General features: G+C 72.8%; 29 protein-coding genes. 16 read left to right on the forward strand and 13 right to left on the reverse strand.

Translation table 11 applies throughout. From position 1 onward, the window contains the following. Window positions 1-73 precede the first annotated feature (73 nt). Window positions 74-202, forward strand: a complete 129-nt coding sequence (locus ACBI99_RS32600; protein WP_375074226.1) for a hypothetical protein — start codon at window positions 74-76, stop codon at window positions 200-202. A 162-nt stretch (window positions 203-364) separates the two neighbouring features. Here the strand turns inward: ACBI99_RS32600 and ACBI99_RS32605 are convergent, their stop codons facing one another. After that, on the reverse strand, window positions 365-1,531 hold the full coding sequence (locus ACBI99_RS32605; protein ID WP_375074227.1) for a DUF418 domain-containing protein: 1,167 nt from the start codon (window positions 1,529-1,531) through the stop codon (window positions 365-367). A gap of 143 nt (window positions 1,532-1,674) precedes the next feature. On the opposite strand from ACBI99_RS32605, the gene ACBI99_RS32610 reads away from it, so the two are divergent. After that, entirely contained in the window at window positions 1,675-2,364 is a 690-nt protein-coding gene (locus ACBI99_RS32610; RefSeq protein WP_246643891.1) for a ThuA domain-containing protein, read from the forward strand. Here ACBI99_RS32610 and ACBI99_RS32615 read toward each other — a convergent pair whose 3' ends face one another. Continuing rightward, window positions 2,365-2,802: a DUF1772 domain-containing protein gene (locus tag ACBI99_RS32615; protein WP_219500044.1), complete on the reverse strand. Its 438-nt coding sequence runs from the start codon at window positions 2,800-2,802 to the stop codon at window positions 2,365-2,367. A 148-nt stretch (window positions 2,803-2,950) separates the two neighbouring features. On the opposite strand from ACBI99_RS32615, the gene ACBI99_RS32620 reads away from it, so the two are divergent. From ACBI99_RS32620 to ACBI99_RS32635, 4 genes are all read left to right on the forward strand, one after another. Further along, on the forward strand, window positions 2,951-3,145 hold the full coding sequence (locus ACBI99_RS32620; protein WP_357586009.1) for a hypothetical protein: 195 nt from the start codon (window positions 2,951-2,953) through the stop codon (window positions 3,143-3,145). Window positions 3,146-3,238: 93 nt separating this feature from the next. Then, window positions 3,239-3,451 (forward strand): DUF4190 domain-containing protein, encoded by a 213-nt coding sequence (locus tag ACBI99_RS32625; protein ID WP_375074228.1) that lies wholly within the window; start codon window positions 3,239-3,241, stop codon window positions 3,449-3,451. Between the two features lie 92 nt (window positions 3,452-3,543). After that, window positions 3,544-6,093 (forward strand): polysaccharide lyase family 8 super-sandwich domain-containing protein, encoded by a 2,550-nt coding sequence (locus ACBI99_RS32630; RefSeq protein ID WP_375074229.1) that lies wholly within the window; start codon window positions 3,544-3,546, stop codon window positions 6,091-6,093. A gap of 39 nt (window positions 6,094-6,132) precedes the next feature. After that, entirely contained in the window at window positions 6,133-6,699 is a 567-nt protein-coding gene (locus tag ACBI99_RS32635; protein WP_219500053.1) for a DinB family protein, read from the forward strand. Window positions 6,700-6,705: 6 nt separating this feature from the next. Here ACBI99_RS32635 and ACBI99_RS32640 read toward each other — a convergent pair whose 3' ends face one another. Together ACBI99_RS32640 and ACBI99_RS32645 are read right to left on the reverse strand one after the other, a co-directional pair. Further along, window positions 6,706-7,872 (reverse strand): acyl-CoA dehydrogenase family protein, encoded by a 1,167-nt coding sequence (locus ACBI99_RS32640; protein WP_219500055.1) that lies wholly within the window; start codon window positions 7,870-7,872, stop codon window positions 6,706-6,708. Between the two features lie 78 nt (window positions 7,873-7,950). Then, entirely contained in the window at window positions 7,951-8,115 is a 165-nt protein-coding gene (locus ACBI99_RS32645; protein ID WP_357586017.1) for a hypothetical protein, read from the reverse strand. On the opposite strand from ACBI99_RS32645, the gene ACBI99_RS32650 reads away from it, so the two are divergent. Continuing rightward, window positions 8,114-8,761 carry a YciI family protein gene (locus tag ACBI99_RS32650; RefSeq protein ID WP_281426743.1) on the forward strand — a complete coding sequence of 216 codons (648 nt, stop codon included), beginning with the start codon at window positions 8,114-8,116 and terminating at the stop codon, window positions 8,759-8,761. The two genes, ACBI99_RS32645 and ACBI99_RS32650, sit on opposite strands and share 2 nt — an antisense overlap. A gap of 25 nt (window positions 8,762-8,786) precedes the next feature. On the opposite strand, the gene sigJ is transcribed toward ACBI99_RS32650, so the two are convergent. Further along, the gene (gene sigJ / locus ACBI99_RS32655) at window positions 8,787-9,695 is read right to left on the reverse strand and encodes an RNA polymerase sigma factor SigJ (RefSeq protein ID WP_375074230.1); all 909 of its coding nucleotides are present in this window, start codon (window positions 9,693-9,695) and stop codon (window positions 8,787-8,789) included. Between the two features lie 101 nt (window positions 9,696-9,796). Here sigJ and ACBI99_RS32660 point away from each other — a divergent pair, with 101 nt between their 5' ends. Beyond that, the gene (locus ACBI99_RS32660) at window positions 9,797-10,231 is read left to right on the forward strand and encodes a hypothetical protein (RefSeq protein ID WP_219500061.1); all 435 of its coding nucleotides are present in this window, start codon (window positions 9,797-9,799) and stop codon (window positions 10,229-10,231) included. 7 nt (window positions 10,232-10,238) lie between these two features. Here the strand turns inward: ACBI99_RS32660 and ACBI99_RS32665 are convergent, their stop codons facing one another. Beyond that, window positions 10,239-10,367 (reverse strand): hypothetical protein, encoded by a 129-nt coding sequence (locus ACBI99_RS32665; protein WP_375074231.1) that lies wholly within the window; start codon window positions 10,365-10,367, stop codon window positions 10,239-10,241. 82 nt (window positions 10,368-10,449) lie between these two features. Here ACBI99_RS32665 and ACBI99_RS32670 point away from each other — a divergent pair, with 82 nt between their 5' ends. Then, window positions 10,450-13,632, forward strand: coding sequence for a hypothetical protein (locus ACBI99_RS32670; protein ID WP_375074232.1), 3,183 nt, complete (start codon window positions 10,450-10,452; stop codon window positions 13,630-13,632). Window positions 13,633-13,656: 24 nt separating this feature from the next. On the opposite strand, the gene ACBI99_RS32675 is transcribed toward ACBI99_RS32670, so the two are convergent. The 3 genes from ACBI99_RS32675 to ACBI99_RS32685 are packed head-to-tail and all read right to left on the reverse strand — an operon-like array spanning window position 13,657 to window position 16,680. Then, on the reverse strand, window positions 13,657-15,162 hold the full coding sequence (locus ACBI99_RS32675) for a tripartite tricarboxylate transporter permease (protein ID WP_219500065.1): 1,506 nt from the start codon (window positions 15,160-15,162) through the stop codon (window positions 13,657-13,659). 20 nt (window positions 15,163-15,182) lie between these two features. Further along, complete coding sequence (locus ACBI99_RS32680) at window positions 15,183-15,644, reverse strand: tripartite tricarboxylate transporter TctB family protein (protein WP_357586027.1); 462 nt, start codon at window positions 15,642-15,644, stop codon at window positions 15,183-15,185. Window position 15,645: 1 nt separating this feature from the next. After that, window positions 15,646-16,680, reverse strand: coding sequence for a tripartite tricarboxylate transporter substrate-binding protein (locus tag ACBI99_RS32685; RefSeq protein WP_375074233.1), 1,035 nt, complete (start codon window positions 16,678-16,680; stop codon window positions 15,646-15,648). 147 nt (window positions 16,681-16,827) lie between these two features. Between ACBI99_RS32685 and ACBI99_RS32690 the strand changes: the two genes are divergently transcribed. Together ACBI99_RS32690 and ACBI99_RS32695 are read left to right on the forward strand one after the other, a co-directional pair. Next, window positions 16,828-17,502, forward strand: a complete 675-nt coding sequence (locus ACBI99_RS32690; protein WP_219500071.1) for a response regulator transcription factor — start codon at window positions 16,828-16,830, stop codon at window positions 17,500-17,502. Window positions 17,503-17,508: 6 nt separating this feature from the next. Further along, window positions 17,509-18,909, forward strand: a complete 1,401-nt coding sequence (locus ACBI99_RS32695; protein ID WP_375074234.1) for an ATP-binding protein — start codon at window positions 17,509-17,511, stop codon at window positions 18,907-18,909. A 5-nt stretch (window positions 18,910-18,914) separates the two neighbouring features. Here the strand turns inward: ACBI99_RS32695 and ACBI99_RS32700 are convergent, their stop codons facing one another. Then, a complete protein-coding gene (locus ACBI99_RS32700) occupies window positions 18,915-19,838 on the reverse strand; it encodes a TAXI family TRAP transporter solute-binding subunit (protein WP_219500077.1) in 924 nt (307 codons plus the stop codon). A 44-nt stretch (window positions 19,839-19,882) separates the two neighbouring features. On the opposite strand from ACBI99_RS32700, the gene ACBI99_RS32705 reads away from it, so the two are divergent. Next, complete coding sequence (locus ACBI99_RS32705; RefSeq protein ID WP_375074235.1) at window positions 19,883-20,395, forward strand: hypothetical protein; 513 nt, start codon at window positions 19,883-19,885, stop codon at window positions 20,393-20,395. Window positions 20,396-20,398: 3 nt separating this feature from the next. Here the strand turns inward: ACBI99_RS32705 and prfH are convergent, their stop codons facing one another. The 3 genes from prfH to ACBI99_RS32720 form a co-directional block, all read right to left on the reverse strand. Next, window positions 20,399-21,007, reverse strand: coding sequence for a peptide chain release factor H (prfH, locus tag ACBI99_RS32710; RefSeq protein ID WP_375074236.1), 609 nt, complete (start codon window positions 21,005-21,007; stop codon window positions 20,399-20,401). Continuing rightward, entirely contained in the window at window positions 21,004-22,146 is a 1,143-nt protein-coding gene (locus tag ACBI99_RS32715; RefSeq protein WP_357586036.1) for an RNA ligase RtcB family protein, read from the reverse strand. The genes prfH and ACBI99_RS32715 overlap by 4 nt, the downstream gene beginning before the upstream one ends. Window positions 22,147-22,294: 148 nt before the next feature. Further along, a complete protein-coding gene (locus ACBI99_RS32720) occupies window positions 22,295-22,513 on the reverse strand; it encodes a hypothetical protein (RefSeq protein WP_219500086.1) in 219 nt (72 codons plus the stop codon). Window positions 22,514-22,823: 310 nt separating this feature from the next. On the opposite strand from ACBI99_RS32720, the gene ACBI99_RS32725 reads away from it, so the two are divergent. From ACBI99_RS32725 to ACBI99_RS32740, 4 genes are all read left to right on the forward strand, one after another. Next, window positions 22,824-24,152: a cellulose binding domain-containing protein gene (locus tag ACBI99_RS32725; protein ID WP_219500088.1), complete on the forward strand. Its 1,329-nt coding sequence runs from the start codon at window positions 22,824-22,826 to the stop codon at window positions 24,150-24,152. A gap of 465 nt (window positions 24,153-24,617) precedes the next feature. Continuing rightward, complete coding sequence (locus tag ACBI99_RS32730) at window positions 24,618-25,655, forward strand: ketoacyl-ACP synthase III family protein (protein WP_219500090.1); 1,038 nt, start codon at window positions 24,618-24,620, stop codon at window positions 25,653-25,655. Further along, window positions 25,652-25,921 (forward strand): phosphopantetheine-binding protein, encoded by a 270-nt coding sequence (locus ACBI99_RS32735; RefSeq protein ID WP_375074237.1) that lies wholly within the window; start codon window positions 25,652-25,654, stop codon window positions 25,919-25,921. The genes ACBI99_RS32730 and ACBI99_RS32735 overlap by 4 nt, the downstream gene beginning before the upstream one ends. Continuing rightward, window positions 25,918-26,961: a ketoacyl-ACP synthase III family protein gene (locus ACBI99_RS32740; protein WP_219500094.1), complete on the forward strand. Its 1,044-nt coding sequence runs from the start codon at window positions 25,918-25,920 to the stop codon at window positions 26,959-26,961. The genes ACBI99_RS32735 and ACBI99_RS32740 overlap by 4 nt, the downstream gene beginning before the upstream one ends. Window positions 26,962-26,981 lie beyond the last annotated feature (20 nt).

The following is a 26,981-nucleotide window of genomic DNA, read 5'->3' on the forward strand; positions in this document are numbered from 1 at the left end:
GGCTTCTTCCGGCTATCCGCGAAGGCAGGGGTACGTGGACGTTGAGGCGGAGATTCTCAGCCTGAAGCTCCGTATGAGCAATGTCGAGTCGGTGCTGCGCACTGGCGAGGTACGGCCTGCCGACATGCAGGAGATCCGCGAGCGGCTGCGCGGAATCGAGGCCGACGTCGCTGCCACGTGGATGGGCGTCACCCGGGTGTAGGCCGAGGTGGCGGCGGCGCGGGGGAGCTGGACCAGGAGTTCGCGGCGCTCGGCGTCGAGCTGCCCGGGGCGCGATTGCAGATGGGGGAGCAGTTCAGGTCGGCCCAGCCGGAGATGCGGGAGAAGTACGACTCGCTGCGGTGTGAGCTGATCGAGCTGGGGCTCAGACTCGATCGGCGGCTCGATCAGGGCGGGCAGCCGCCGCCGGAGCCCGGTAGGCCAGGCGGCGCAGCAGGATCTCGGCGGGGCCGCGGTGCCCGGCCCGGCGCATGAGCTCGGCGGCGGCGATCGACGCCACCCAGGTGGCGACCGCCACGCCCGAGGCGCCCGCGAGGCCGAGGTCGTCCTGGAGGCCGAGCCCGTACGGGAAGAAGACGGCGACGAACACGATCGACTGGAAGAGGTAGAAGCTCATCGACCGCTGGCCGAGCGCCTGGACGGCGGTGGACACGGCGTTGCCGGGCCGCAGGGCGACGAGGGCGATGATCGCGGCCATGCCGATGCCGCCCGCGTAGCCGGTGAGCGGCTGGGCGATCGCGGCGGCCCACAGGGCGGCGGCCGAGGGGCCGGCCCAGAGCCCGGTCTGCATGAGCGCGGCCGGGAGGGCTCCGGCGACGGACACGACCGTCGTCACCCAGGCGGCGCGGACGAGGAACGGCCGGTCGGGCTCCTCCAGCAGCCGTCGCCGGGCGGCCCAGACGCCGGCGAGCACCCCGGGCACCACCATGAAGACGCCCGCGACCAGCGCGAACGGCCAGGCCGTCAGCCGTTCCGCGAGCAGCTCGGCGAACCCCTTGGTGCCGGCGGCGATGCTTCCGGCCTCGTACGTGGACCTGCCCTGCGACATGGGGAACCACATGGCGAGCGCGACCAGGGCGGTGCTGGGCACCAGGACGATCCCGGCGGTCACCAGGAGCGTCGAGTCCTTGGCCCGCACCAGGCCGGCGAGGAGCACGGACGTGATCCCGTACACGGCCAGGATGTCGAGCGGCACGAGCACCGCCACGTGCGCGAACCCGATCGCGACCAGCCACCACCCGCGCCGGCGCAGCAGCTTGCGCACGGCCGCCGGCTCGCCGCCCCGCGCCGCCTGCCGCTGCGACAACTGCACCAGCGCGTAGCCGAACAGGAACGCGAACAGCGGCCGGGCGTGGTTGTTGACGAAGAACTGGTGGAAGACGCCGACGACGTCGTTGAGCAGGCCGGGCCCCCGGCCGACCGTCTCGACGTAGAGCGGGGCGTGCGCGAGCGCGATGGCCAGCAGCATGATCCCGCGAGCCAGGTCGGGCGCGGGCGCCCGTTCCGCCGATGATGTGGGAATGCCCTGCATGCCTTGGTCCTCCTCAGCCGGATACCCCTGGACGGTAACCGGCCAGGTCAGGAGGCTGGAATGCTGCTGGGCTCAGAATGGGGGTGCAGCTAGCTGCACTCCCGCTCTCGCCCGGGCACGCCCGGTGGTGCGACGATCGGCGCATGAGAGCACTGGTGGTCAGGGGCGGCTGGACAGGGCACGTGCCGGTCGAGGCGACGGAGCTGTTCATCCCCTTCCTGGAGAAGAACGGGTACGAGGTGCACCGGGCCGAGTCGCCGGCCGTTTATGCGGATTCGTCGTTCATGTCCGGCGTGGATCTCGTCGTGCAGTGCTACACGATGGGCACGATCGAGCCGGACGAACTGCGCGGGCTGGAAACCGCCGTCCGCGCCGGGACCGGGCTGGCGGGCTGGCACGGCGGCATCGCCGACTCCTTCCGCGCCTCCTCCGACTACCTGCACCTGATCGGCGGCCAGTTCGCCTGCCATCCCGGCAGGCACCCCGACGAGGAAGGCGCGGGCACCGAGGAGCACAACTTCGTCCCGTACACCGTGAACATGCTCCCCGAGGCCGCCGACCACCCCATCACGGCCGGGATCGCGGACTTCGACCTGGTCACCGAGCAGTACTGGGTGCTGACGGACGACTACGTCGACGTGCTCGCCACCACCACGCAGCGGGTCCGGCCGTGGGACCCGTGGCACCGGGAGGTCACCTCGCCGGCGATCTGGACGCGGCGGTGGGGCGACGGCCGCATCTTCGTGGCGACCCCCGGGCACAGCCTCGACGTGCTGCGGCACGACAGCGTCCGCACCGTCATCGAACGCGGCATGCTGTGGGCCGCCCGCTGATCACAGGTTGACCAGGCCGACGCCGACCAGGACGAGGCTCGCGAAACAGGCCACGGCCCGCACGGTGTTCCAGAGCACCCAGCGCGGCGAGTAGTCCTTCCACGGCAGCGTGCCCGCGTCGACGGCGTTGTTCATCGGCACGTTGATGCCCGCCGTGACCAGGAACGAGCCGACGAAGTTCACCCCGGCGGCGACGAAGAACCACATCGCCGCCGGGCCGTCCGCCAGCAGCCCCGCCACCAGCGTCACCAGCGGCGCCCCGATGAACGCGACATAGAGCCAGGGGTTGAGGATCTTGCGGTTGATGCTGCGCATCACCGTTTCGGCCTGCGCGGGCTCGACGGCGTTGAGCGCCGGCATGACGGACATGGAGAAGGCGTAGAAGAGGCCCGCGAGGGCGCCGTGCAGCACGAGAGCGAGGAGAGGCAGAACGAGCATGCTGGAATCATGACGCACCTGGGATGAGACGGTCCATGCACACCCCGCTCAATCCCATACGCGAGAGTCCACGGGATGACAGTTGTCATTCGCAGCCGGTGACAGCATGATCTATTTCCGGGACTGCGCGCCGGGCGAGGATATGGGCATGACGAACAAGCAGACCACCTCCCCCAACTGGAAGCTCGGCATGGCGGCCGGCACGGCGATCGGCCTCGGCTTCGGCACCACCATCGGTGACCTCCTGCTCGGCGTGTCGCTGGCGCTCTGCTTCGGCGTCGCGCTCTCGTACGCCTTCGGAGCCAAGGACGCGCAGCGGGCCGAGCAGGCCGAACAGGGCTGACGGAGCCGGTGCCGCGCTCGCGGCGGGCTCTTGAACGGGTGCCCGAAGTGGTGGACTCTGGCGGCCTGATGGTCATTCCTGATCGGAGGCCGCATGAGTTCCGTCTACGAGGGCGATCCGCACGGCCGGCAGGCGCCGACGTCGGGACTCGCCACCGCCAGCCTCGTGTTCGGGATCATCGGGCTGATCGGCTGCGGGTGCCTGTTCGGCATCCCGTCGATCGTGGCCATCGTGCTGGGGCACGCGGCCACCGGCAAGACGAGGCCGGGGCTCAGGGGCGGGCACGGCCTGGCGGTGGCCGGGTGATCCTCGGCTACGTGGTGCTCGTGCCGGCCTCTTCTCGGCACTGGGCGCATGATGGCCCCTGCCTGCCGCTTCTGGGCGGGCAAATGTAGATCATGTATGGTGAGCGCGGCATATCCACCAACGGCCTGGAGCCCGCCGTGCCGCACATGTCCCGCCGCCAGGTTCTCTCCCTGCTCCCCGCCGCCGGCCTCCTCTCCCTGACCTCTCCCGCGCGTGCCTCCGCCGTGTCCGCCCTCGCCGGTACGGATCACGCGCGGCTGCTGGCCAACACCGTGTCGATCTTCGCCGGCACCCCGGACGTCAACGCCCGCCCCGAGGTCGTAGGCAAGGTCGCCGCGATCGTCAGGACCGCCGCGCAGCGGCTGACCGCGATGGACCAGGCGGGCGACGGCGAGCTGTTCGCCGGTCTCGCGCTCGGCTCGAACGACGTCAACCTGCGGCAGGCGTACCAGTATCTGTACGAGATCGCGCTCGCGGCCCGCACCCCGGGCGGCGAGCTCGACGGGGACGCCACGGCGCAGCGCCGCGTCGCCGACGGCCTGCGCTGGTTGCACGAGCGCCACTTCGGCGACCAGGCGGCCGGCTACTACGGCAACTGGCACAACTGGGAGATCGGCATCCCCACCCACGTCACCCGGACGCTGGTGCTGCTGCCCGAAGCCGTGCGCGGCGACCTGACCGCCACCTACCTCCCGACGATGGACGCCTACCTGCGCAACGGCAAGAACGGCGACGTCGACCTCGACTCGCGCTTCCACACCGGCGCGAACCTGGCCGACATCACCGCCAACCGCATCCTCCAGGGCGCGCTCACCGGCGACGACGTCCGCGTCGGCAAGGCCGTCGCCGACCAGGCCACGGTCTTCGCCACGATCGACCCGTACGCCCTCAAGCACGGCGTCACCGACGGCTACTACCGTGACGGCTCGTTCATCCAGCACCATTCGGTCGCGTACACCGGCTCCTACGGCCGCATCCTGCTCACCCGCGTGGTGCAGACGCTCAAGATGCTGGAGGGCGCGACCGGCGACGGCGGGGCCGGGCTGGCCCAGGTGGTGTACCGGTGGGTGGCCGACGGGTTCGCCCCGCTGATCTTCGAGGGCTGGATGATGGAGATCGTCAAGGGGCGGGCGGTGTCGCGCACCACCACCGGCTACACCGACGTCGGCGTGATCGTGGAGGCCATCGCCGACCTGACCGGCCACGTCGGGGCCGCCGAGGCGCTCGCGCTGAAGAAGTACGTCCGCCACCTCCCGGCCGCCGACACCGCCGCGTTCGTCTCGCCGGTCAGCCTGGCCCGTTACGCCGACATCCGCGCCGACACCGCCGTCCCGGCCGCCGACCTGAACGCGCCGGAGCGCTCGGTGGCGTTCAACGCCATGGACCGCGCCGTCCACCGCCGCCCCGGCCACGCGTTCGCGCTGGCGCGCAGCTCGGAGCGGATCAGCAAGTACGAGTACATGAACGGCGAGAACCTGATGCCCTGGTTCCAGGGCGACGGCGCCTACTACCTCTACCTCGCGGGCGAGGACCAGCGGGAGGTGTTCGGCGTCGACTACTACACGGCCGTCTCCCCGTACCGGCTGGCCGGGGTCACCGCGCCGGTGGAGGAGCGGCGGACGGTGCCCGACCTGTACGGGCGGTTCTGGTACGAGAACCCGGGGCACCCGCTCGGCTTCACCTCGTCGTCGGAGTCGCAGAACACCTACGTGTACTTCCCGCGCGGCGGCAACGCGTTCTCCGGCGGGGCCACGCTGGGGGCGTACGGCGTGGCGGGCATGGTGCAGTCGGACGACGTGGCCTACACCGCCAAGCAGGAGGGCGTGCTGCCCGCCGACTTCGTCGCCTACCGCAACGCGCGGGCGACCAAGTCGTGGTTCATGCTGGACGACGAGGTCGTGGTGCTGGTGGCGGGCGTCTCGGGCCAGGGCGGGCGCGGCGCGGTGACCACGGTCGACAGCCGCATCGCCGCCCCGGGCGACACCGTCGCGCTCACCGGCGAGGGCTGGGACGGTGGCGCCTGGCAGCCGGGCGCCGCGACGCCGCCGCGCTGGCTGCGTTACGCCAACGCCGCCCGGGGCACCGCGATCGGCTACGCCTTCCTCACCAGGCAGCCGGTCGCCGCCGGGCTGGAGACGGTGACGCGCAGCCGCCGGGTCGTCCGCGCGTCCAACCCGGACACGGCGGTGACCAAGAACGTGTTCACCGCCTCGATCACCCATCCCGCCGACGGCGGCGTCCCGGCCGTCGCGTACGCGCTGGTGCCGAACGTGACCGAGGCCCGCATGCGCGGTTACGCGCCTCCGGAGGTGCTGGCCAACGACCGGCACGTGCAGGCGGTCAAGCACGAAGGGCTCGGCCTCGTCGCGGCCAACGTGTTCGCCGACGGCCCTCGCCACGCCGAGCGCCTGGTCGTGGACGGCCCCGCGTCCGTGATCGTCCGGCGTGGCAGCCGTACGACGGTCGCCCTGTCGGACCCGACGATGAAGCGCGACAGCGTCTCCGTCGTCATCCACGGCCGGTCGCTGCGGCTGGTCACCGCCGACGAGGGCGTCACGGTGCGGCGGGTGCCCGGCGGCACGCTCGTGCGGGCGGCCACCCGCCACGCCTACGGCCGCACGTTCACCGCCACCCTCCACTGACCTCCGGACCTGTCCGCGGCGCCCGCTACGGTGGACGCCATGACCGACGCCACGACCGATGCCACCGCCGGCCCGCCGTGGGAGCCGCCCCTCGCCGGCACCGAGGCCGAGCACCTCGTCGGCGCGCTCGACCGGCTGCGCACCACCTTCCGCTGGAAGGCCGACGGCCTCGACGCCGCCGGCCTGCGGGCCCGCGTCGGCGCGTCCTCGCTGACGATCGGCGGCCTGCTCAAGCACCTCGCCGTCGTGGAGGACTACACGTTCACCCGAAAGCTGCGCGGCGAGCCGTTCGACACCGGCGAGTGGGACAGCCCCGAGTGGCCGTTCACCTCGGCCGCCCGTGACACCCCCGCCGAGCTCTACGCCCGGTGGGACGCCGCGGTCGAGCGCTCGCGCGAGCGGCTGGCCGCCGCCCTGGCCGACGGCGGCCTCGACCAGCTCGCCCACGTCTCCACCCCCGACGGCCGGCACGCCAGCCTCCGCCGCCTCCTCTGCGACCTCATCGAGGAGTACGGCCGCCACACCGGCCACGCCGACCTGCTCCGCGAGTCCGTCGACGGCCTGGTCGGCGAGGACCCGCCGGAGGGGTGGAAGCCGATCAGCTGACCGGTCTCACGGCTCCAGCGCGAAGATCACCCACGACTCGCCCGGGGCCAGGCCGGCCAGCTCGCGCCCGCACTCGCGCAGCACCTGGGGGCCCGAGGTGATGTGCGCCGTGCCGGCGTGGACGTCCCTGAACAGCCGCTGGACCAGCCCGTCGCGCAGCGCCGAGGTGCCGCCCGACGCGTAGACGAACCGGGCCACCTCGGCGACCGTCGAGGTGACGTGGTTGAGCGCGAGCCGCACCATCGTCTCCTGGCGCACGTCGAGCGTCCCGCCCGAGTCCAGCGTGCGTTCGGCGTCGGCCCACGTCTCGTGCACCAGCGCCTTCGCGGCCCGGTACGCGGCCTCGGTCCTGGCGAAGTCGGCGTGGAAGGCGTCGCTGCCCGCGATCTGGCCGGGCCGCCCGGCCCGCGCCCCGGCGTAGCCGATCAGCTCGTCCAGCAGGCGGCGGCCGACGCCGAGCGCCCAGCCCGAATGGCAGATCAGCGCCTGGTCGAGCAGGCCCAGCCGATAGAGGGCGCCGCCGCGCAGCGGCTCGCTCTGCGTGAAGAGGTGCGTCTGCGACTCCGGCACGAAGGCGCCGTCGATGGCGTAGTCGATGCTGCCCGTCGCGCGCAGCCCCAGCACGTCCCAGTTGCCGAGCTGCTCGGCGTCCTCGATCGGCGTGATGAAGATGCGCACCTCGTCGGTGCCCTCGACGGCGCCCAGGCTGTGCACGTACTGGGCGTGCCGCATGCCCGAGGCGAAGCTCCACCGGCCGCTCAGCCGGAACCCGCCGTCCTCGCGCACGGCCGCGCCCGGCCGGGTGCCCTGGCCTGCGAAGAGCGGCATCCGGGGGCCCTTGAAGATCCGCTCCACGGCCTCGTCGCCCAGGTAGGCGCCCGCCGTGCCGTTCTCCAGCGTGGTGGCCATGACGACCCAGCCCGTCGACGGGTCGGCGTAGGAGAGCTCGGCGAACACGTCGAGCAGCTCGCGGGGTGACAGTTCCGCGCCGCCGAGCGGCACGGGCACCCAGATCCCGAAAAGTCCTGCTTCGTGGAGGGCGTCCACGACCGGCTCCGTGAGCTTCCCCTGCGCCTCGGCCGCGGCGGCGTCACGCTCGATCAGCGGGCGCAACGCGCGCGCCCGGTCCAGTACGTCGGTTCCGGCGGTGTGCAGTCGCGGCGTGTCGCTCATGTCCAGGTGCTCCTGTTCGTGATCGTCGGCCTCTCCCTCCGTCAGATCACGTAACGCCCCCCTTGTCCAGAGCCCGCCCTACGTGAGCTCCAGCACGAGCGCCACCAGCAGCACGATCACCAGGGCGGCGGCGCCCATGGCCACCTCGGCCTTCCTCAGCGCCCGTCGCACCGCGCGTTTGTGCCGCGTCGCCCGCCGCACGGCGCGCCGTCCGCGAAGCCTCGCGATCTCCTGCCGGTCCATGCTGTCGATTCTGCGGCATCGGCTGACCAGGTCATATGATCCGTTGGTGGAATATTTCATATATTGCCGGGACCGGACCGGTTCGATGCCTCGGCGGATGGAACTGGTCGAGGCGCACTGGTCGTTCATGGACCCGTACGGCGACGCGATGATCGCGCGCGGGCCGACGCTGTTGGATGACGAGACGGCGACCGGCAGCATGCACGTCGTCGACCTGCCGGACGCCGCCGCCGCGCGGGCGTTCGCGTTCGACGAGCCGAACTACCGGGCGGGCGTGTACGGCGACGTGCTGATGCGCCGCTGGCGGACGATCGCCGGCGGCCGGATGTGGGACTACACCGGCGGCGTCGACGGCTACGAGCGCTTCCTCGTCATCGGTCACGCCAGGCTGGGCCAGGGCGCCGCCCGCGAGAGCCTGGACGACGACTACCGCCGCTACCTGACCGGCCCCGGCCTGGGGGATCGGGTGATCGTCGCGGGCACGCTGCTGTCGGAGGACGGCGCCGAATGGATGGGCACCGCTCTCATGGTCGAGCTGCCGGACCGCGAGGCCGCCGAGGCCATGCTGCCGCAGGGCCCCGGCGGGCGGGCCGGGCTGTACGAGAGCGTGGAGGTGCACAGCTGGGAGTTCGGCGGCAGGCGCTAGGCGGGCGCCGGTCAAGTTCGGGTCGCTAGCCGGTGGTCCAGGGGCGGAGCTTCTCCGGGTTCCGGACCGCCCAGATGTGCTTGATCCGGTCGCCGACGACCTCGAACGCCACGACCACCACGATGACGCCGTCCAGCTCCGCCACCAGGCCCGGCTGCCCGTTGACCGTGCGCTCCAGGACCGACAGGCCGCGGTTGGCGAGCCTGGCGAACGTGTGCGCGATCTGCTCGTTGCCGTGGATCGGCCGGAGGATGGCGCTGGCGAGGCCGCCGCCGTCGGCGATGCCCGTGGCGTCCGGGTCGAGGAGCCCGATGAGCGCGTCGATGTCCTGGCGCTCCCACGCCTCCTTGAACTTCCTGACCACGTCGGCCTGCCGGGCGGGCGGGGTCGGCGGGTCGGCGGGGGAGCGGGCCGCGCGGACGCGCCGCCGCGCCGACGAGGCGAGCTGGCGGCAGGCCGCGGGCGTGCGGCCGACGATCTCGGCAACCTCCGCGAACGGGTAGCGGAACACGTCGTGCAGGATGAACGCCACCCGTTCGGCCGGCGTCATCGAGTCGAGCACGACGAGGAAGGCCATGTTGACCGATTCGTCCAGCGTCACCCGGTCGGCCGGGTCGCCTCCGGCGGGGGTGCTGGTCCACTCGCTGCTGTCGGGCAGCGGCTCGGGAATCCACTCGCCCACGTACCGCTCCCGCCTGGCCCGCGCCGACCTGAGCAGGTCGAGGCAGATGCGGCTGGCCACCTTCGTCAGCCACCCGCCGGGGTTGCCGACCTCCTCCTGCTGCTTGCGCGACATGGCGTACCAGCGGGCGTACGTCTCCTGCACGACGTCCTCGGCGTCGGCCAGCGAGCCCAGGAGCCGGTAGGCGAGGTTGATCAGCTGACGCCGCTCGCTCATGATCGCGCTGAGGCCCGGGTCGGGCGGGCTGGTCATCCTGGCTCCCTCGGTCGCTACTGCCCTCCCTACCCCGACGCGGCAGCGGGCCCGAATGTGAGGTGCTTTGCGGAGAACGTCACATCAGTAGCATGTGCCCCATGCATCCCCCCGCACCGCACCAACAGTGGACCCAGCCGGGGCAGGCGCACCTGGCCCTCGACATCAAGGCGCACGCGCTCGGGTTCATGCTCAAGATGATCTCCCCGGTGATCGTCCTCAACGGCCACCGGATGCTGGGGCGGTGGGGGCGCAACGTGATCCCGCTCCCGCCCGGCCAGTATCACCTGCACGTCCACCTGCCGTACCTGATGCCGGCGCAGATCGGGCCGGCGGACGTGTCGATCTGGCTGCAGCCGGGCGGGACGCTGGACGTGGAGTACCGCGCGCCCCTGTTCGCCTACTCCAAGGGCGCCCTCGGCCCCGCGCCCCAGCCGTGGAACGGCCTGGGATGCATGATCGGCCTGCTGGCCGTCGCGGGTGGCCTGCTGCTGGTGCTCGTGCTGGTGATCATCTCGGCTGTCGTGTTCTCCTGAGCCGCCGTCATCGGTGCTGCAGCCACCAGACCGCCAGCCCGACCAGCGCCGACCCGGCCGCGGCGGCGAGCCCGCGTACGAGGGCGAACAGGGCGGTGCGGCTGAGCCTGGCGATGGTCGCGCGCTTGCCGGCCATGGGGTTCTCCTTGCTCTCGTCCGGAAGTGGATGAAGCGCAACAATGGATCAGGAACGCGGCGGCGCACCGGGAATGGGGGCGATGAGGGCAGAAGACGTGACGCGGCTGGTCGGAGGCCCGCCCGCGGCGCCCGCAGCGGGCGCCGGGCAGCGGCTGCGTGACGAGCTGGCGGCACTGGAGGAGCGGGCGCGGCGGGCCCGCAAGGCCGACGGCGAGCCGGCCTCGCGCAAGGCGGCCGTCCGCGAGGTGCGCCGCCGCACCGGGGCCATCCTGCACGACCAGCGCATCGCCTCGTGGCTGCACCCCGACCCGGCCAGGAGGCGCGTGCCCGGCGACTCCGACCGCGTCTGGGACCTCATCGAGATCTGGAGCGAGTGGGCCCGGGTGCGGCCGAACCGGCAGCGGTGGAACGACCTCGTCGAAGCCGCCCACGACGAGCGCCGTCCCGTCGCGACCGCGGCCGCGCCGCCGGGCAGGCCGCTGTCCCGGGTGGCGGACCCGTTCGCGCTGGGCGTGCACCAGGCCGTCGAGGTCAGCGGCCACGGCGGCCTCCCGGAGCTGCCGCCGTACCTGCCCCGCGAGCACGACCGGCGGCTGGGCGAGGTCGCGCGGCGCGCGGCCGGAGGCAGGAGCGGGCTGGCCGTCCTGGTCGGCGAGTCCTCGGTGGGCAAGACCCGCGCCTGCTGGGAGTGCCTCAGGGCGCTGCCCGCGAGCTGGCGGCTGTGGGCGCCGGAGTCCGCGGAGGCGCTCCTGGCCGAGCTGGACGCGGTCGCGCCGCGTACCGTCGTGTGGCTGAACGAGTCGCAGCGGTTCCTGCTCAAGTCCGACCACGTCGCCGGCCGGCTGCGCGAGCTGCTGCACGACCCCGACCGGGCGCCGGTCCTGGTGCTGGGGACGCTGTGGCCGCAGCACTGGGACACGCTCACCACGCCGCCGCCGCAGCCCGAGGCCGAGGACCCGTACGAGCGCAGCCGCCGCCTGCTGATCGGCGGCGCGATCCGGGTGCGCCCGGCCTTCTCCACCGCCGAGCTGTCCGCGGTCCGGGCCGCCGCCGACGCCGGCCCCCAGCTCCGGCAGGCCCTCGACGGGGCCGAGCGGGGGCGGATCACCCAGTATCTGGCGGGCGTCCCGGTGCTCATGGAGCGCTACGACAACGCCCCCGCGGCGGCCCGCGCGCTGATCCACGCGGCCATGGACGCCCGCCGCCTCGGGGCCGGGGTCGCGCTGCCGCTGGGGCTGCTCCGCGACGCCGCCCCCGGCTACCTCACCGACCAGGAGTGGAACGAGGCCGGCGACGACTGGCTGGAGCGCGCGCTGGTCTACACGTCGGCGCCGTGCCGGGGTGTGGCCGGGCCGCTCACCCTCAACCGCCCACGTCCGGACGAACCCGCCGGAACGCCGAGCTGCCGGCTGGCCGACTACCTCGAACAGCACGGCAGGCAGAGCCGCCGGTTCGCGGTGCCGCCCGAGGCGTTCTGGCGGGCGGCGGCCCGGCACGTCACCTCGGCGGACGACCTCCACGCCCTGGCCACCGCCGCCCTGGAGCGGCTGCGCTACCGCCAGGCGGCCCTGATCGCCGGCCGGGCCGCGTCCGCGGGACGGTTCGACGCGCTGTACAGGGTCGCGCTGGAGCTGGAGACCGGCGGCAACCGGGACGGCGCGGAACGGCTCTACCGGATCGGGGCGGAGGCCGGGGACCCCAGCGGCTTCTACGGGCTCGCCATGCTCCGCGAGGAGGAGGGCGACCAGGCCGAGGCCCAGCGGATCGTCCTCGCGGCCGGCGACGAGCTGGTGGAATGGTACGTCGAGGCCCACTGGCGGTTCGGGAACACCGCCCACGCCGAGCGGTTCGCCGTCCGGGCCTACGGTCTCGGGCATCGGCGCGGGCTCTGGGCGGTCGCCGCCCGCATTCCGATCGGTGATCGGGAAGGTCAGCGCCGGTTGTACCAGGTCGCCGCCGACGCGGGGGAGACGGACGCGTTGGCGCTGCTGGCGGCGGTGACGGACGATCCGGCCGAGGCGGAGCGGCTCTACCGGGCCGCCGCCGACGCGGGCGTCGTCGCCGCGATGTGGGAGATGGCCTGGCGCTCGGACGCGGAATGCGAGCATTACGTCACGCAGGCCCTGGCCGCCGGCGACTATCTGATCCCGCCCCACGCGCACGCCGAGAGCCTGGTGATCAGGCGCGAGCAGGCAGGCGACCGGCAGGGCGCCGAGCGGCTGAACGCCGTCCTCGCGGCGGCCGGGCTCAGCGCGCTCGACCGGATCGCCGAGCTGCGGATGGACGCCGGGGACGACGCGGCCGTCATGCCGCTGGCGCCGGAGCTGGCCGCCGGGGGATTCACGGGGCCCCTGGGACGGCTGGCGCTGCGCCGCGCCGACGCGGGCGACGCACCCGGCGCGGAACGGGTCGCGCTCCTGGCCCGCGACGCCGGTGACGTACGGCCGCTGCGCACGCTGGCCCGGCGGGCCGGGTCCGGGCGGGAGGCGGAACGCCTCTGCCTCCTGGCCGGGGACCACGCCGGGCTCCGGGCGATCGCCAGGTGGCACGAACGGCGCGGGGATCCCGGCGAGGCGGCGCGCGTCCACCAGGCGGGCGCGGACGCGGGCGACCTGCTCGCCCTGCAGGCGCTGGCCCGCCTGCGCGAGGCCGCGGGGCACCCCGACGAGGCCGAACGCCTGGCCGCCAGGGCCGCGGCGATGGGCGACCCGCGGGCCCTGCGCACGCTCGCCTGGATGCGGGAGCGGCGCGGCGACGGCCGGGCGGCCGAACGGCTCGCCGCCGAGGCCGCGGCACGCGGGAGCACGGCCGCCCTGCGCTCCCTGGCCGTCCTGCGCGAGCGTGCGGGCGACCACGCCGCCGCAGAGTCGCTCGCGCACCGCGCGGCCCGTCACGGGGACGGCCACGCGCTGGCGGTGCTGGCGCGCCTGCGGCGGCGAGCCGGCGCCCGCGAGCAGGCGGTCCGGCTGGCGGAGAGCGCGGCGGCGGCGAAGCCGGCCGCGCCCACGCCCCGCCGGGCGGTGGCCGAGCCCGCCCCACGGCGGAAGGTGGCGCTGCCACCCCGCGACCCCTTCGCCGACGAGGTCAACTCGCTCCTGGACCTGGCCTGGCGCAGCCCCGAGGCCGAGGCCGAGGAGCTGATCCGCCGGGCCGCCGACGCCGGCCACGGTCACCCGCTGCTGCGCCTGGCCGCGGAGCAGGGGTGGGACCTGCTGCCGCGCTACGGCCTCGACGCCGACGGGCGGACCGCCGAGCCCTGGTGAGCCCGGGGCCGTGCCCGGCGGCTCCTAGTCCTCCTCGGCGAACACCACCTCGCGGCGCTTGCGGATCGCCGGCAGCACGGCGACCACCAGCGCCGCTGCCGCCAGGGCCAGCAGCACCGCCGAGATCGGCCGCGTCAGGAACACCGTCGCGTCGCCGCGCTCGATGATGAGCGCCCGCCGCAGGTTCTCCTCCAGCAGCGGCCCGAGCACGAAGCCGAGCAGCAGCGGCGCCGGCTCGCACCCGCACTTGATCAGCACGTACCCGAGCAGCCCGAAGAACACGATCGCGTACACGTCGTAGGCGTTGAACCCGAGCGAGTACGTCCCGATCGCCGCGAACAGGATGATCATCGGGAACAGCACCTGGTACGGGATCCGCAGCATCCGCACCCAGAGCCCGATCAGCGGCAGGTTCAGCAGCACGAGCAGCACGTTGCCGATCCACATCGACGCGATCAGGCCCCAGAACAGCGCGGGCTCCTCGGTGATGACGTTCGGCCCGGGGGTGATGCCGTGGACGATGAACGCGCCGATCATCAGCGCCATCACGGGATGGGCGGGCAGCCCCAGCGTCAGCAGCGGGATGAACGACGTCTGCGCGGCGGCGTTGTTGGCCGACTCGGGCCCGGCGACGCCTTCGATGGCGCCGTGCCCGAACTCCTCGGGCCGCTTGGAGACGCGCTTCTCGACGGCGTAGGAGGTGAACGAGGCCAGCACGTGACCGCCGCCGGGCAGGACGCCGAGCGCGGCGCCGAGCCCGGTGCCGCGCAGGATCGGGCCGACGATCCGGCGCCGGTCCTCGCGGGTCGGCCACAGGTTCTTGACCTTGCTGACGATCGCGGTGCGGGTCTGCTCGTTCTCCAGGTTGCGCAGGATCTCGGCCACGCCGAACATGCCGACGGCGACGGACACGAAGTCGATCCCGCCGTACAGCTCGCGCTGGCCGAACGTGAACCGGGGCGTACCGGTGTAGATGTCCTGGCCGACGGTGCCGAGCAGGACGCCCAGGAAGATCATGGCCAGGGCCTTGAGCGCCGAGCCGCGCGCCAGCGCGATCGACACGATCAGGCCGAGCAGCACCAGCGAGAAGTACTCCGCCGGGCCGAACTGCAACGCGACCCTGGCCAGCGGCGGGGCCGCGACCGCGAGTACGACGGTGGCCACGGTCCCGGCGATGAACGAGCCGACCGCGGCCGTGGCCAGCGCGGCGCCGGCCCGTCCCTGCCGGGCCATCTCGTGCCCGTCGAGCGCGGTGACGGCCGCCGACGACTCGCCGGGCAGGTTGATCAGGATGGCGGTCGTCGAGCCGCCGTACTGCGCGCCGTAGTAGATGCCCGCCAGCATGATCAGCGCCGTGACGGGCTCGAAGCTGAACGTGATCGGCAGCAGCATCGCCACCGTCGCCGTCGGCCCGATGCCGGGCAGCACGCCGACAGCCGTCCCGAGCAGCACACCCACGAAGCAGTAGAGGACGTTCTGGACGAGCAGGGCGGTCGAGAGGCCCAGCGCGAGGTTGTCGAGTAGTTCCATGCCTCAATCCGGATTCCGCGTCAGAATCCCAGCCACGGGCCCCAGAGCGGGAGCCGCAGTTGCAGTCCGACGACGAAGATGAGCGTGGCCGCGACGGTCAGCCCGGCGGCCACCGCCACGGCCATGAGCGGCCGTACGCGCTTGCTGGCCACCGTGGTGAGCAGGGCGGTCACCAGCGACGCCGGGACGAACCCGAGCCCCCGTACGGTGAAGCCGAAGAACACCAGCGCGAGCACGATGACGCCGACCGCCCGCCACGGGATCGGCCCGAACGCGATCACCTCGCCGGCCACCAGGCCCTTGACCACGATGGCCAGGCCCAGGGCCGCCACGACCGCGCCGACCAGCAGCGGGAAGGCGCCGGGGCCCATCCGCAGCGGGGTGCCCAGCTCGTAGCCGAGCGACCCTGCCACGAACGCGCCACCGATCAGGATGAACACGACCCCGGCGAGGACGTCCGGGAAGGACCGGCGACGCTCCACGTCAGGACGCCTTGATCCCGGCGTCGGCGATGACCTTGCCCCAGGTGGTGAGCTGCTCCTCCAGCTTGGCGCGGTGCGCCTGCGGGGTCGCCGCCTCGGCCGCGACCGGCGCGGTGCCGAGCTTGGCCATCTGGTCGATGACCTTCTGGTCGGCCAGCGCGGACTTCAGCGCCTCGGACAGCTTCTGGACGACGTCCTGCGGCGTGCCCTTCGGGGTGTACAGGCCGTGCCACACGCTGACCTTGAGCCCGGGCAGTCCGGCCTCGGTGGTCGTGGGCACGTCGGGCAGGCTCTTGACCCGCTCGGGCGTGGTGACCGCGTACGCCTTGACCTCTCCGGCGGAGATCTGGCCGCTGGTGTTGGTCGTCTGGTCGCACATGAAGTCGACCTGGCCGCCGACGAGGTCGGTCAGCGCGGGCCCGGTGCCCTCGTACGGGACCTCCTGGAGCTTGACCCCGGTGGCCGTCTGGAACAGCAGGCCGCACAGGTGGGAGGCGGCGCCGATGCCGGCGTTGGCCATGGTGACCTTGTCGGCGTTGGACTTCACGTGCGCCACGAGGTCCTGGAGCGTCGCGGGGGCGAAGTCCTTGCGGGCGACGACCGTCATCGGCACCTCGGTGACGAGCCCGACCGTCTCGAAGCTCTCCAGCGGCTGGTAGCCGAGGTCCTGGTAGAGGGCGGGCGCGGTGGACATGCCGATGTGGTGCATGAGCACGGTGTAGCCGTCGGGCTCGCCGCGGGCGACCTCGCCGGCGCCGATGGTGCCGCCCGCGCCCTCGACGTTCTGGACGACGATCTTCGCGCCGAGCTTGGCGGCCATCGGCTCGGCGATCATGCGGGTGACGGTGTCGGTCGGGCCGCCCGCGCTGAACGGCACGACGAACGTGATGTTCTGGCTGGGGTAGGCGCCGCCCTCGCCGCCTCCGCCGGTCGCGCCGCTCCCGCCGCCGTTGCCGGAACAGGCGGCGGCGAGCGAGACGACGCCGATCATGGCGATCATCCGGGCGGCGGCTGGATACCTGCTGGTCGTTCTCATATCGGGGCTCCTCGTCAGTGCGCGGCCTCAGTCTGGGGTGACAAGGGCGCGCATGGTGTCAGAGGAATCCCAAGGAATGCGGTGAATGTCAGAGAAATCCCAAGAAACGGCATGGCCCGGCCGCTGACCCCGGCCGTACAATCCGGTATGCGGATCACCATCATCGAGGATGACGACCGCGTGGCGCGGGGTCTGGCGACCGTCCTGGCCCAGGCGGGCTTCGAGGTGCACCGCCTCGCCACGGCGGCCGAGGCCGTGCGCGCGGCCCCGTCCGACGTCGTCCTCGTCGACCTGGGCCTGCCCGACGGCGACGGCCTCGACGTGATCCGCAAGCTGCGCGACCGCCCCGAGACCGCCGTCATCGCCGTGACCGCCCGCTCCGAGGAGCACGAGCGCGTCCGCGGGCTGCGCGCCGGGGCCGACGACTACATCGTCAAGCCGTTCGGCGTCCCCGAGCTGCTGGCCAGGATCGACGCCGTCCTGCGGCGCACCCGGGTCGCCCGCGCGATGAGCCACCCCGACGGGCCCCTCGTCGTCGGCCCGATGCGCATCGGCGTCGGCACCCGCGAGGTCACCGTCGACGACGTCCCGGTGACGCTGACCCGCAAGGAGTTCGAGCTGCTCCTGCTGCTGGCCCGCCGGGCGCCCAACGTCGTCAGCCGCGACGTCATCCTCGACCAGATCTGGGGCGCCACCTGGGAGTCGTCGAGCCGCACCCTCGACACCCACATCGCCGCGCTCCGCCACAAACTGGGGCCCGCCACGCTGATCCGCACCATCCACGGGGTCGGCTACCGGCTGACGGCGGAGCCGGACGGCTGACGTCCCGTGCACCGCCGCCTGCTCGTCGTCCTGGTGCCCCTCGCGGTCCTGCTCGTCGCGGCCCTCGGGGTCCCGCTCGGCGTCACCGTCGCCGAGCGCGAGATGCAGGAGACGTACGTGGACCGGCTCAACGACGTCGGCAGGTTCGCGTCGCTGGCCGAGACCGCGCTGTCCACCGGGCGCACCGAGGCCCTCCAGCAGGAGCTGGCCCGCTACCACGAGCTGTACGGCATCCCCGTCGCCGTGATCGACAAATCGGGCGCCGTGCTGCTCGGCCCGGCGGACGCGTACCGGCAGGCGGCGTGGGCCGAGCCGGCCCTGCCCCGGATCGTCACCGCCGCGCTCGCCGGGGCCAGGCCCGAACCGTCCGGGGAGTGGGCGCCCTGGGACGACTCCGCCTTCGTCGTCGCCGAGCCGGTCGGCCGCGACAGCGAGGTCGTCGGCGCCGTCGTGACGATCTCCGACCTGGCCAGGACGCGCTCGCGCATCCTGCTGCGCTGGGCCCAGCTCGCCGGCCTCGGGCTGCTGCCGCTGATCGCGCTCGTCGCCGTCGCCTGGCCGGTCTCGGCGTGGGTGCTGCGGCCCGTACGCGAACTCGACGCGGCCAGCTCGCGCATCTCCCAGGGCGACCTCACGATCCGCGCCGACGCCGAGGCCGGGCCGCCCGAGCTGCGGCGGCTGGCCGGGTCGTTCAACACGATGATGGACGCGGTCGAGAACGCCGTGCAGCGCCAGCGCGCGTTCGTGTCGGACGCCTCCCACCAGTTGCGCAACCCGCTGACCAGCCTGCGGCTGGCCGTGGAGAGCCTGGAGCCGCACCTGCGGGCGGGTGACGACGGGCGGCAGGCGTACGACGTCGCGGTCGACGAGCTCAAGGCGATGCAGCGGATGCTGAACTCGCTGCAGGCCAGCGCCCGGATGGAGAGCATCCGCACGGCCTCGCCGGTGGACCTCGACGCGGTGCTGGCCACCCGCGTCGACCGGTGGCGGGCGCTGACGGCGACCGCCGGGCAGAGGCTGGCGGTGGAGGTGCCGCCGGGGCTGCGGCTGCTTGAGCCGTCCGGCGGGCTGGGCAGCATCCTGGACGAGCTGATCAGCAACGCGCTGCGGCTGTCGGACGCGCGGGTGGTGCGGGTGAGCGCCGCCGAGGCGGGCGGCGTCGTCGCGATCGCCGTCCGCGACGACGGCCAGGGCATCGAGCCGGCCGAGCGCGAGCAGGCGCTGCGCCGGTTCTGGCGCGCGCCCAAGCACCAGAACGTCACCGGCACCGGCCTGGGGCTGGCCATCTGCGCCGACCTCGTCGGCGCGGCCGGGGGCGAGCTGCGGCTGGAGGACGGCCTGCCGCGCCCCGACGGCACCGGCCACGGCTTCGCCGCCGTGGTCGCGCTGCCCCTCGTGCCCGGCTGACCCGCTCAGCGCTTGCGGTCGCGGAACCAGGCCGCCGCCCCCGGATGCAGCGGCGCCGTCGCCGTGGAGATCCCGGTGCGCACGTTGATGTGCCACGCCTCGGGCACCGCCGCGGGCCCGGCGCGGGTGAAGATCGTGTCGGTGATGGCGTGCACCAGCTCGTCCGGCAGGTCGTTGCGGACGAGCAGCACGTTCGGCACCGCGACCGTGCGCGCCGCGGGCACCCCCGCGTAGGCCGTCGACGGGATCATGGCAGGCGTGTACGGGCCCGGGAACGCCGTGATGAGCGCCCCCGCCTGGGCGGCCAGCGGGATCAGCCGGATCGCGTGCTTCTGCGCCAGCTCCGTGATCGCCGGCGTCGGGACGCCCGTCAGCGAGAACATCGCGTCGATCCGGCCGTCACGCAACGCCGCCGCCGACTCCGCCTGGCTCAGGTACAGCCACTCCAGCTCCAGCCGGGCCAGCTCCAGCGCCCGCCGCGAGGTGAACTCCGTGCCCGAATCGCGGGCCCCCAGCGACACCCGCCTGCCCGCCAGGTCCGCGAACTCGCCGATCGGCGACCCGGCCATGACCACCAGGTGCAGATGGCTGTCGTACAGGCGGCAGATCGCCGAGACGCCGTCCGGCGCGCGCCCGTCGGTCGTGATCAGCGCGTCCAGGCTCGTCAGCCCGAGCTGCGCCTCACCGGCCCGCAGCATCCGGATGTTGTCGGTCGACGCCCCGCTCGGCACCGTCGTCACCGTCACGCCCGGCACCTGCTCGGAGACGCGCCCGGCCAGCACGCCGCCGATCCGCCGGTACACCGCTCCCTCCGGGCCCGTGGCCAGCCGCAGCCGCGCCGGCTCCACCTCCGGCCGCCGCGCGCAACCGGCGGCCAGCCCTCCGGCGGCGAGCAGCACCGCCCGCCGGCTGAACGTCGGCTGCACCATGCCGAGATGATGGTGGGCCCGCCCGGCGTGATGCAATATGCCCCGTGAAGCAGATGAGACGGCTGACCGGCGAGATGCTTCTCTACTGCTTCGCCGTCGTCCTGGCCACCGGCGCCTACCTCGCCTGGTTCCGGCCCGACGGCGGCACGGTCGTGTACGACGGCCCCTACGAGCCGTTGCGCGGCGTCGAGCTGAGCTCCGCCTACGCGGCCGCGCTGGAGACCGGGCTCGCCACACCGGGCGGCCTGGCGATCCGCCACCTGCATCACAGCTCCTCGATGCTGCTGGCGGCGGGCGTCGCGGTCTGGGTGCTGCTCGGCCTGTTCCGCTACGTGCCGGCGCTGCTGGCGGCGGGGCCGGCCGCGCTCGCCGTCGTGACCGGCGAGCGAGCCGGTGACGTCGAGGGGCACGTTCCGCACCTGGCCGCCGCCCTGGCCCTGGGGGCCGCGCTCGCGTTCTCCGTCCGCCGTGAGTCGGCCCGCACGGCGCGGGCGCCGGCGTACGTGCTGCTGGTCGCCGCGCTCGCCGTGTCGGTCGTCCTCTGGCAGGGCTGGTGAGCGTCAGGGGCGTTCGACGCGGGTGGGGTTGCCGCGGACGAGCTCGTCGTGGACACGGTGCCGGGCGGCGACGAGGGCGCGGCCGGCCGCCTCGTCGTCGCGTTCGAGGCGCTCGCGCAGCAGGCGCATGGCGATGCGGCGGTTGAGGCTGAACTGGCGCTCGGTGTCGACCACGACGACGATCCCGGTGGGCCGGTGGGTGGCCCGCACGGCGGTGCTGGCCTTGTTGCGGTGCTGGCCGCCGGGGCCGCCGGTGCGGCAGGGCACGACGTCGACGTCGTCCTCGGCGAAGGCCGTGCGCGGGGCGTCGACCTGGCACGGCCGGGCGGTCACGTACCAGTTCTTGCGCCCGGCGGAGGCCCGGTAGGGGCTGGGGGCCTGCCAGCACAGGGTCCCGGTCCAGGAGGCGGCGAACGTCTCGGCGTCCGCGCCGGTGATCCTGACCAGCACCGACCGGTACGTGCCGGGCCGCTCGCCGGGGACGGTCTCGGCGCGGTGGGTCTCCAGCTTGTGCCGGGCGGCGTCGGCTTCGAGCCGGCGCAGCAGCCGGGCGAGCGCCCACGCGCACTCCTGCGGGCCGCGCCCGGCCGACAGGAGCAGGTGGACGGTCACGACCGGCCCCGCTTGCGGCGGCGCTCGGGCGCGGAGCCGAGATCGGCCGTCTTGTACGTGACCAGCGGGACCGTCGTGGCGATCGGGGTGGCCAGGTCGTGCTCGACCAGGTCGGAGATCACCTGCTCGATGCGCTTGTAGGCGGTCGGCGCCTCCTCGAACAGAAGCTGGCGGTCGCCGCAGACGACCAGCGAGCCGAGCGGTGTGCGGCGCAGCTCCTCGACGGTGTGCTTGGCCCGGCCCCGGCGCAGCGCGTCGGCGCGCGACATCTTGCGGCCCGCGCCGTGCGCGACGGAGTGGCCGGCGTCCGGCCCGGAATGGGCGGCCACCAGGTAGGAGTGGGTGCCTCGGGTGCCGGCGATGAGCACGTCGCGGCCGTCGCCCGGCGCGGCCCCCTTGCGGTGCAGGTAGAGGCCGTCGCGGACCTCGACGAGGTTGTGGCACTGGTCGACGACCGGCTCGGCGGGCCGGGCCCCCAGGGCGTGGGCGACCCGGGCGGCCAGCAGCCGCCGGTTGAGCGATCCCCAGCGCACGGCCTCGTCGTGCATGGCCAGGTAGGCGTCGGGGTCGGGGGCCGGGCCCGCGCCGTGGACCTCGGTGTGCGCCCGCAGGATTCGCTCGCCCAGCCCCCGCGAGCCGCTGTGGACGATGAGCACCAGGTCGCCGGCGGCGAGCCCGAGGCGGTCGGCGTGGTCGGGCTCGAAGACGGTGCCGATCCGCGCCAGCTCGACGAAGTGGTTGCCCCGGCCGACCGTGCCGAGGCCCTCGTGGTGACCGGCGGGGATCTCGCCGTCGAGCACGTCCCAGGCCGGGTCGTCGGCGTCGCGTACGGGATCGAGCGGGCGGTCGAGGTCGGGGAAGCGGGCGGCGAGCTTCTCGGGCACGGCGCGCTTGAGCCTGAAGGGGAAGACGGCGATGCCGCAGCCGATGTCGGAGCCCACCAGGAACGGGTAGAGCACGCTCGACGTCATCGCCGCGCCGATCGGGGCGCCCTTGCCGGGGTGCAGATCGGGCATCGCGGCGACGTGCCTCATGCCGTCGAGGGCGGCCACTTGGTGACACTGGGTGAGGGCGTCGGACTCGATCCAGCTTGCGGGGGAGGCGAACACGGAGACCGTGGCCGGGTGGTGGTGCGACAAAGACGCTCTCTTCGCTGAACGGGTGCTGGCATTTCGGAATGGCAGCACCACGGTCGCCGAGCAGTGCCGCGAGAGGCAAACGATTTTCCGCCAGGCACGCAGGAGCCCCCTGGCTCAAAGAGCCGGGGGGCGCCCAGGTCTCAGCGTGTCACGCGTAGAGGAAGTAGTAGTGATACTGGCTCTTCCACTCGCATCTATACCCGTTCCACCAGCCCTGCTCGTCGCCGTAGTCGCCGTATCGCTGGCATTCCGAGTGCTCCCGGTAGATGCCGTTGAGCGTTTCGGCCTGCGCCGGAGTGGCGCCGAGCGATAACGACAATCCGAGGGCCAGAACGGCCGGGACGAGAACTGCGCGAACCTTGCGCATCAATCCTCCTAAGACGGGGTGGATCACGGCGGTCAAGATATCACTGACCGTGTGCCAGGAAAAATGTCATTCTGTGCTGCGTTGTCGCCGCGTAATACGGCCTTCTGGGCCCTTCTTCATGTTTTGTTCCCGTCTAATGCCGGATGAGCTGTTTCGCCCATCGGTAGGGGTGCAAGTCACCAGGATCGAAACGGTTCGCCGAAAACTTTGACCACCGTCACGTACGTGTCATATCGTCGCCTCGCCCACATCGAGGCGAGGCCAAGCCGGCGGGGAAAACGGCGATCATCCGAACACCGGAGGCTCACCTATGCATGCTCGAATCCGCCCGGCCGCCGTCCTCGGCATGGTCCTCACCATGCTGGCGACCTTCGGTGTCTCACTCGCGCTCTCACCACCGGCCCAGGCCGCCCAGGTGATCGCCGACATCCCGTACGCCTCCGAGGACCCCGTCGGCTCCCGGGGGCACCTGCTGGACCTCTACCTGCCGACCGGCGGCCTCACCCCCAGGCCGCTGCTGATCTGGCACAAGGGCTCGGCCTGGTCGAGCGACGAGGGCAAGAGCGGCGCCGCCGACATCGCCGCCGTCTTCAACGCCAAGGGCTGGGCGGTGGCCGGCGTCAGCGTCCGCTCCAGCACCCAGGCGGTCTTCCCGGCGCAGGTGCACGACATCAAGGCGGCCATCCGCTGGCTGCGCCACAACGCCCCCGCCTACCAGCTCGACCCGAACCGCTTCGCCATGATGGGCGACTCCTCGGGCGGCTGGCTGACGGAGATGGCCACGTTCACCGGCGGCGTGGCGGCGCTGGAGGGCACCGTCGGCGCGACCGGCGTCTCCAGCTCCGTGCAGGCCGGGCTCGCCTTCTTCAGCCCGACCGACTTCCTCCAGATGAACGCCCAGAACCTGCCCGGCGGCGGGCTGGACCACAACTCGCCGATCTCGCCCGAATCCCTCCTGGTCGGCTGCGCCATCCAGACCTGCCCCGCCACGGTGGCGCAGGCCAACCCGATCAACTACGTCGACGCCAACGACCCGCCGGTGCTGTTCCTGCACGGCCAGGCCGACTTCCTGGTGCCCCACGGGCAGAGCGTGCTGCTCTACAACAAGATCAAGTCGGTCTGCGGCAACGGCCAGTTCATCTCCATCCCCGGCGCCGACCACGGCCGGGCCGACGTCATGGACCCCGCCCGGTTCGGCACCCAGACCAGCTACGCCACCACCAACTGCGGCGAGGCCATCCTGGCGGGCGGGGGCGCCCCCAACCCGACCTGGGACACCTTCGAGATGTTCCTGCGCGGCGCGCTCAAGATGGGCACCTCGTGCCAGGTCACCTGGCAGGCCAGCAACTGGAGCGGCGGCTTCAACGGCACCGTGACCATCAAGAACACCGGCACCACGCCCATCAGCGGCTGGCGCCTGTCGTGGAACTGGGCCGGCAACCAGCAGGTGACTGCCTTCTGGAACACCAACCTGACCCAGACCGGCACCCAGGTGGTCGCTCGCGACGCCGGCCACAACGCCAACATCGGCCCGAGCTCCAGCGTCAGTTTCGGGTACGAGGCCAGCGTCACCGGCACGAACGCCCCGCCCGCCGAGTTCAGGCTCAACGGCATCCCCTGCGCCCGCGTCATCGTGTGAGCCCCGGCGCCCGCGGCCCAGGTCGCGGGCGCCAATTTCGGAAAGCCGTAATGGAACCGTCCAATCGGCGGAACCGCAGCTCGGCCGAGAAATGTGCATTTCAAAAATGAACACGTTCCGCCGGGTTGCGGTCACGGAATGAGGCCGTCCAGATTTCGGACCTTATATTGCTTTACCCGAAGGGCGGCCCTATCCTTTCCCCTGTGATCGCCGAGGACAGAGAGAGGGCGCTCGTGACGGCATCGACCGGCGGGAATCGCGCAACTCGACATCGCAAAAACGCCTGACCGCCGACTTCCGAAATTCACGACGCTCTCGTCCGCCGGCCGCCTTTTCCGGCCTCACGCGCCGACTCGCTGCCGCTGGCCGGCTGACTCCGCTTTCCCCTGGTGCTCCGTCCGCACGACGGCGCCCTTGCCGTGCCATGCCCTGCCCAGAGTTAGGGGACGTGTGCGTACTTCCAACATGTTCGTCAGGAGCCTCGGCGTTCACGTGCCGGACGCCGTGACCGTCGAGCAGGCGGTCAGCGAGGGCCTGTACCCGGCCGACGAGGCCGAGAAGTTCCAGCAGATCGGCGCCGCGGTCGCCGGCGACATGCCCGCCCCGGAGATGGCCAGGCGCGCCGTCGTGGACGCCTACGAGCGCTGGGGCGAGTCCTCCCCGCGCGAGCTCGACCTGCTGCTCTACCCGTCGGTCTGGCACCAGGGCCCCAACGGCTGGCAGCCGCAGCACTACCTGCAGATGCACCTGCTCGGCGGCGGCGTGCCCGCGTACGAGATCCGCAGCGGCTGCGTCGGCATGATCAGCTCGCTGGAGCTGGCCGCCAGCTACCTCCAGGCCGACCCGGGCCGCGAGACCGCGATGGTCGTCTCCGCCGACAACCACGGCACCCCGCTGGTCGACCGCTGGCGCATGACGCCCGGCGCGCTCATCGGCGACGCCGCCTGCGCGCTCGTCCTCGGCAAGGACTACGGCATGGCCCAGCTCCTGTCGGTGAACGCCACGACGATCCCCGAGGCCGACGCGGTCAACGACGGCGCCTACCCGCTGTTCCCCCCGGACGCCACCGTCGGCCGGGGGCTCAGCTTCGGTGACCGGCACGAGGAGTTCCGCCAGCGGCTCCTCAAGGAACGCGGCACCGGCATCCACCTGACGATCCAGAAGACGATGATGCAGCAGGTCGAGCAGACCCTGGACGAGGCCGGGATCGAGCTGTCGGACATCACCCGGGTGGCCTTCCCGCACGGCCGCCGCGAGGACCTGGACGGGCAGATGTCCTGGCTCGGCATCGAGGTCGAGCAGACCACCTGGGACTACGGCAGGCGCGTCGGCCACTGCGGCGCCGTCGACCAGTTCATCGCCTTCGAGCACCTGATCGCCACCGGCGGGCTCGTGCCCGGCGACCACCTGCTCGTGGTGGGCTTCGGCTCCGGGACGTCGGTCGCCGCGGCGGCGTTCAAGGTGCTCGCGCCCGCCCCCGTGACGAAAGAGGCACGCGCATGACGATCGGACAGACCACCGGCGAGACCACGTACCGGCTGGTCGCCTTCATCCAGGACAACCTCGTCCCGGACGACGCCGGCCTGGAGGTCGACGAGGCCACCCCGCTCCTGACGTCCGGCCTGCTGGACTCCCTGCGGACCGCGCGCCTGCTCAACTTCATCCGGAAGGAGCTCGGCGTCCCGGTTCCGGCCGCGAAGCTCGACCCCGAGAACTTCCGCGACGTCACCACGATCGTCGCGATGCTCGACGAACTCGCCTCGGCATGACCCCGCCCGGCACGTACGTCAGCGGGGTGGGAGCCTTCGTCCCCCGCACGGTCGTCAGCGTCGAGAAGGCCGTCGCCAAGGGCTGGTACCCGGCCGAGGAGGCGGAGCTGCACAACCTGGCCGGGGCCGCGGTGGCCGGCGACCTGCCCGCGCCCGAGATGGCGCTGCACGCGGCGCAGAGCGCGCTCAAGCGCAGCGGGCGCGCCCCCGCCGACCTCGACCTCCTGCTGTACGCCTCCACCTGGCACCAGGGGCCCGACGGCTGGCCCCCGCACTCCTACCTGCAACGCCACCTCGTCGGCGGCGACGTCCTGGCCACCGAGATCCGGCAGGGCTGCAACGGGATGTTCACCGCCCTGGAGCTCGCCGCCGGCTACCTCGGCGCCGACCCCGCCCGGCAGGCCGCCCTGCTCGTCGCCGCCGACAACTACGGCACCCCGCTGATGGACCGGTGGCGCATGGGCCCCGGCTACGTCGGCGGCGACGCCGCCAGCGCGCTCGTGCTCACCAGGGAGCCCGGCTTCGCCCGCCTGATGTCGGTGCGCACGGTGACCGTCGCCGAGGCCGAGGAGCTGCACCGGGGCACCGAGCCCCTGTTCCCGCCCGGCGTCACCGTCGGGCGCAAGTTCAGCTTCGCGGCCAGGAACGACCAGTTCCGGAACCAGGTCATGCCCCAGGGCGAGAGCACGGCCGCCCTGTTCAAGATCCAGCGGGCGCTCATGGAGATCGTCGAACGCGTCCTCGACGAGAGCGGGATCGAGGCCCGCGACCTCACCCGGGTCGCCTTCATGAACTACTCCGAGGAGATCGTCGAACAGCGCTGCATGGCCCTGCTCGACCTGCCCATGTCACGTTCCACCTGGGAGTACGGGCGCACCATCGGCCACTGCGGGGCCAGCGACCAGGTCCTCGCCCTCGACCGGCTGCTCACCACCGGGCAGCTCGGCCCCGGCGACCACCTGCTGATGCTCGGCACCGGCCCCGGAGTCACGGTCTCCGGCGCCGTGATCAAGATCCTCGACACGCCTCCGTGGTGCTGAGAGCCGTCACCGAAACCGCG

This window comes from Nonomuraea sp. ATR24, assembly GCF_041950485.1.
GTDB classification, from domain to species: domain Bacteria; phylum Actinomycetota; class Actinomycetes; order Streptosporangiales; family Streptosporangiaceae; genus Nonomuraea; species Nonomuraea ceibae.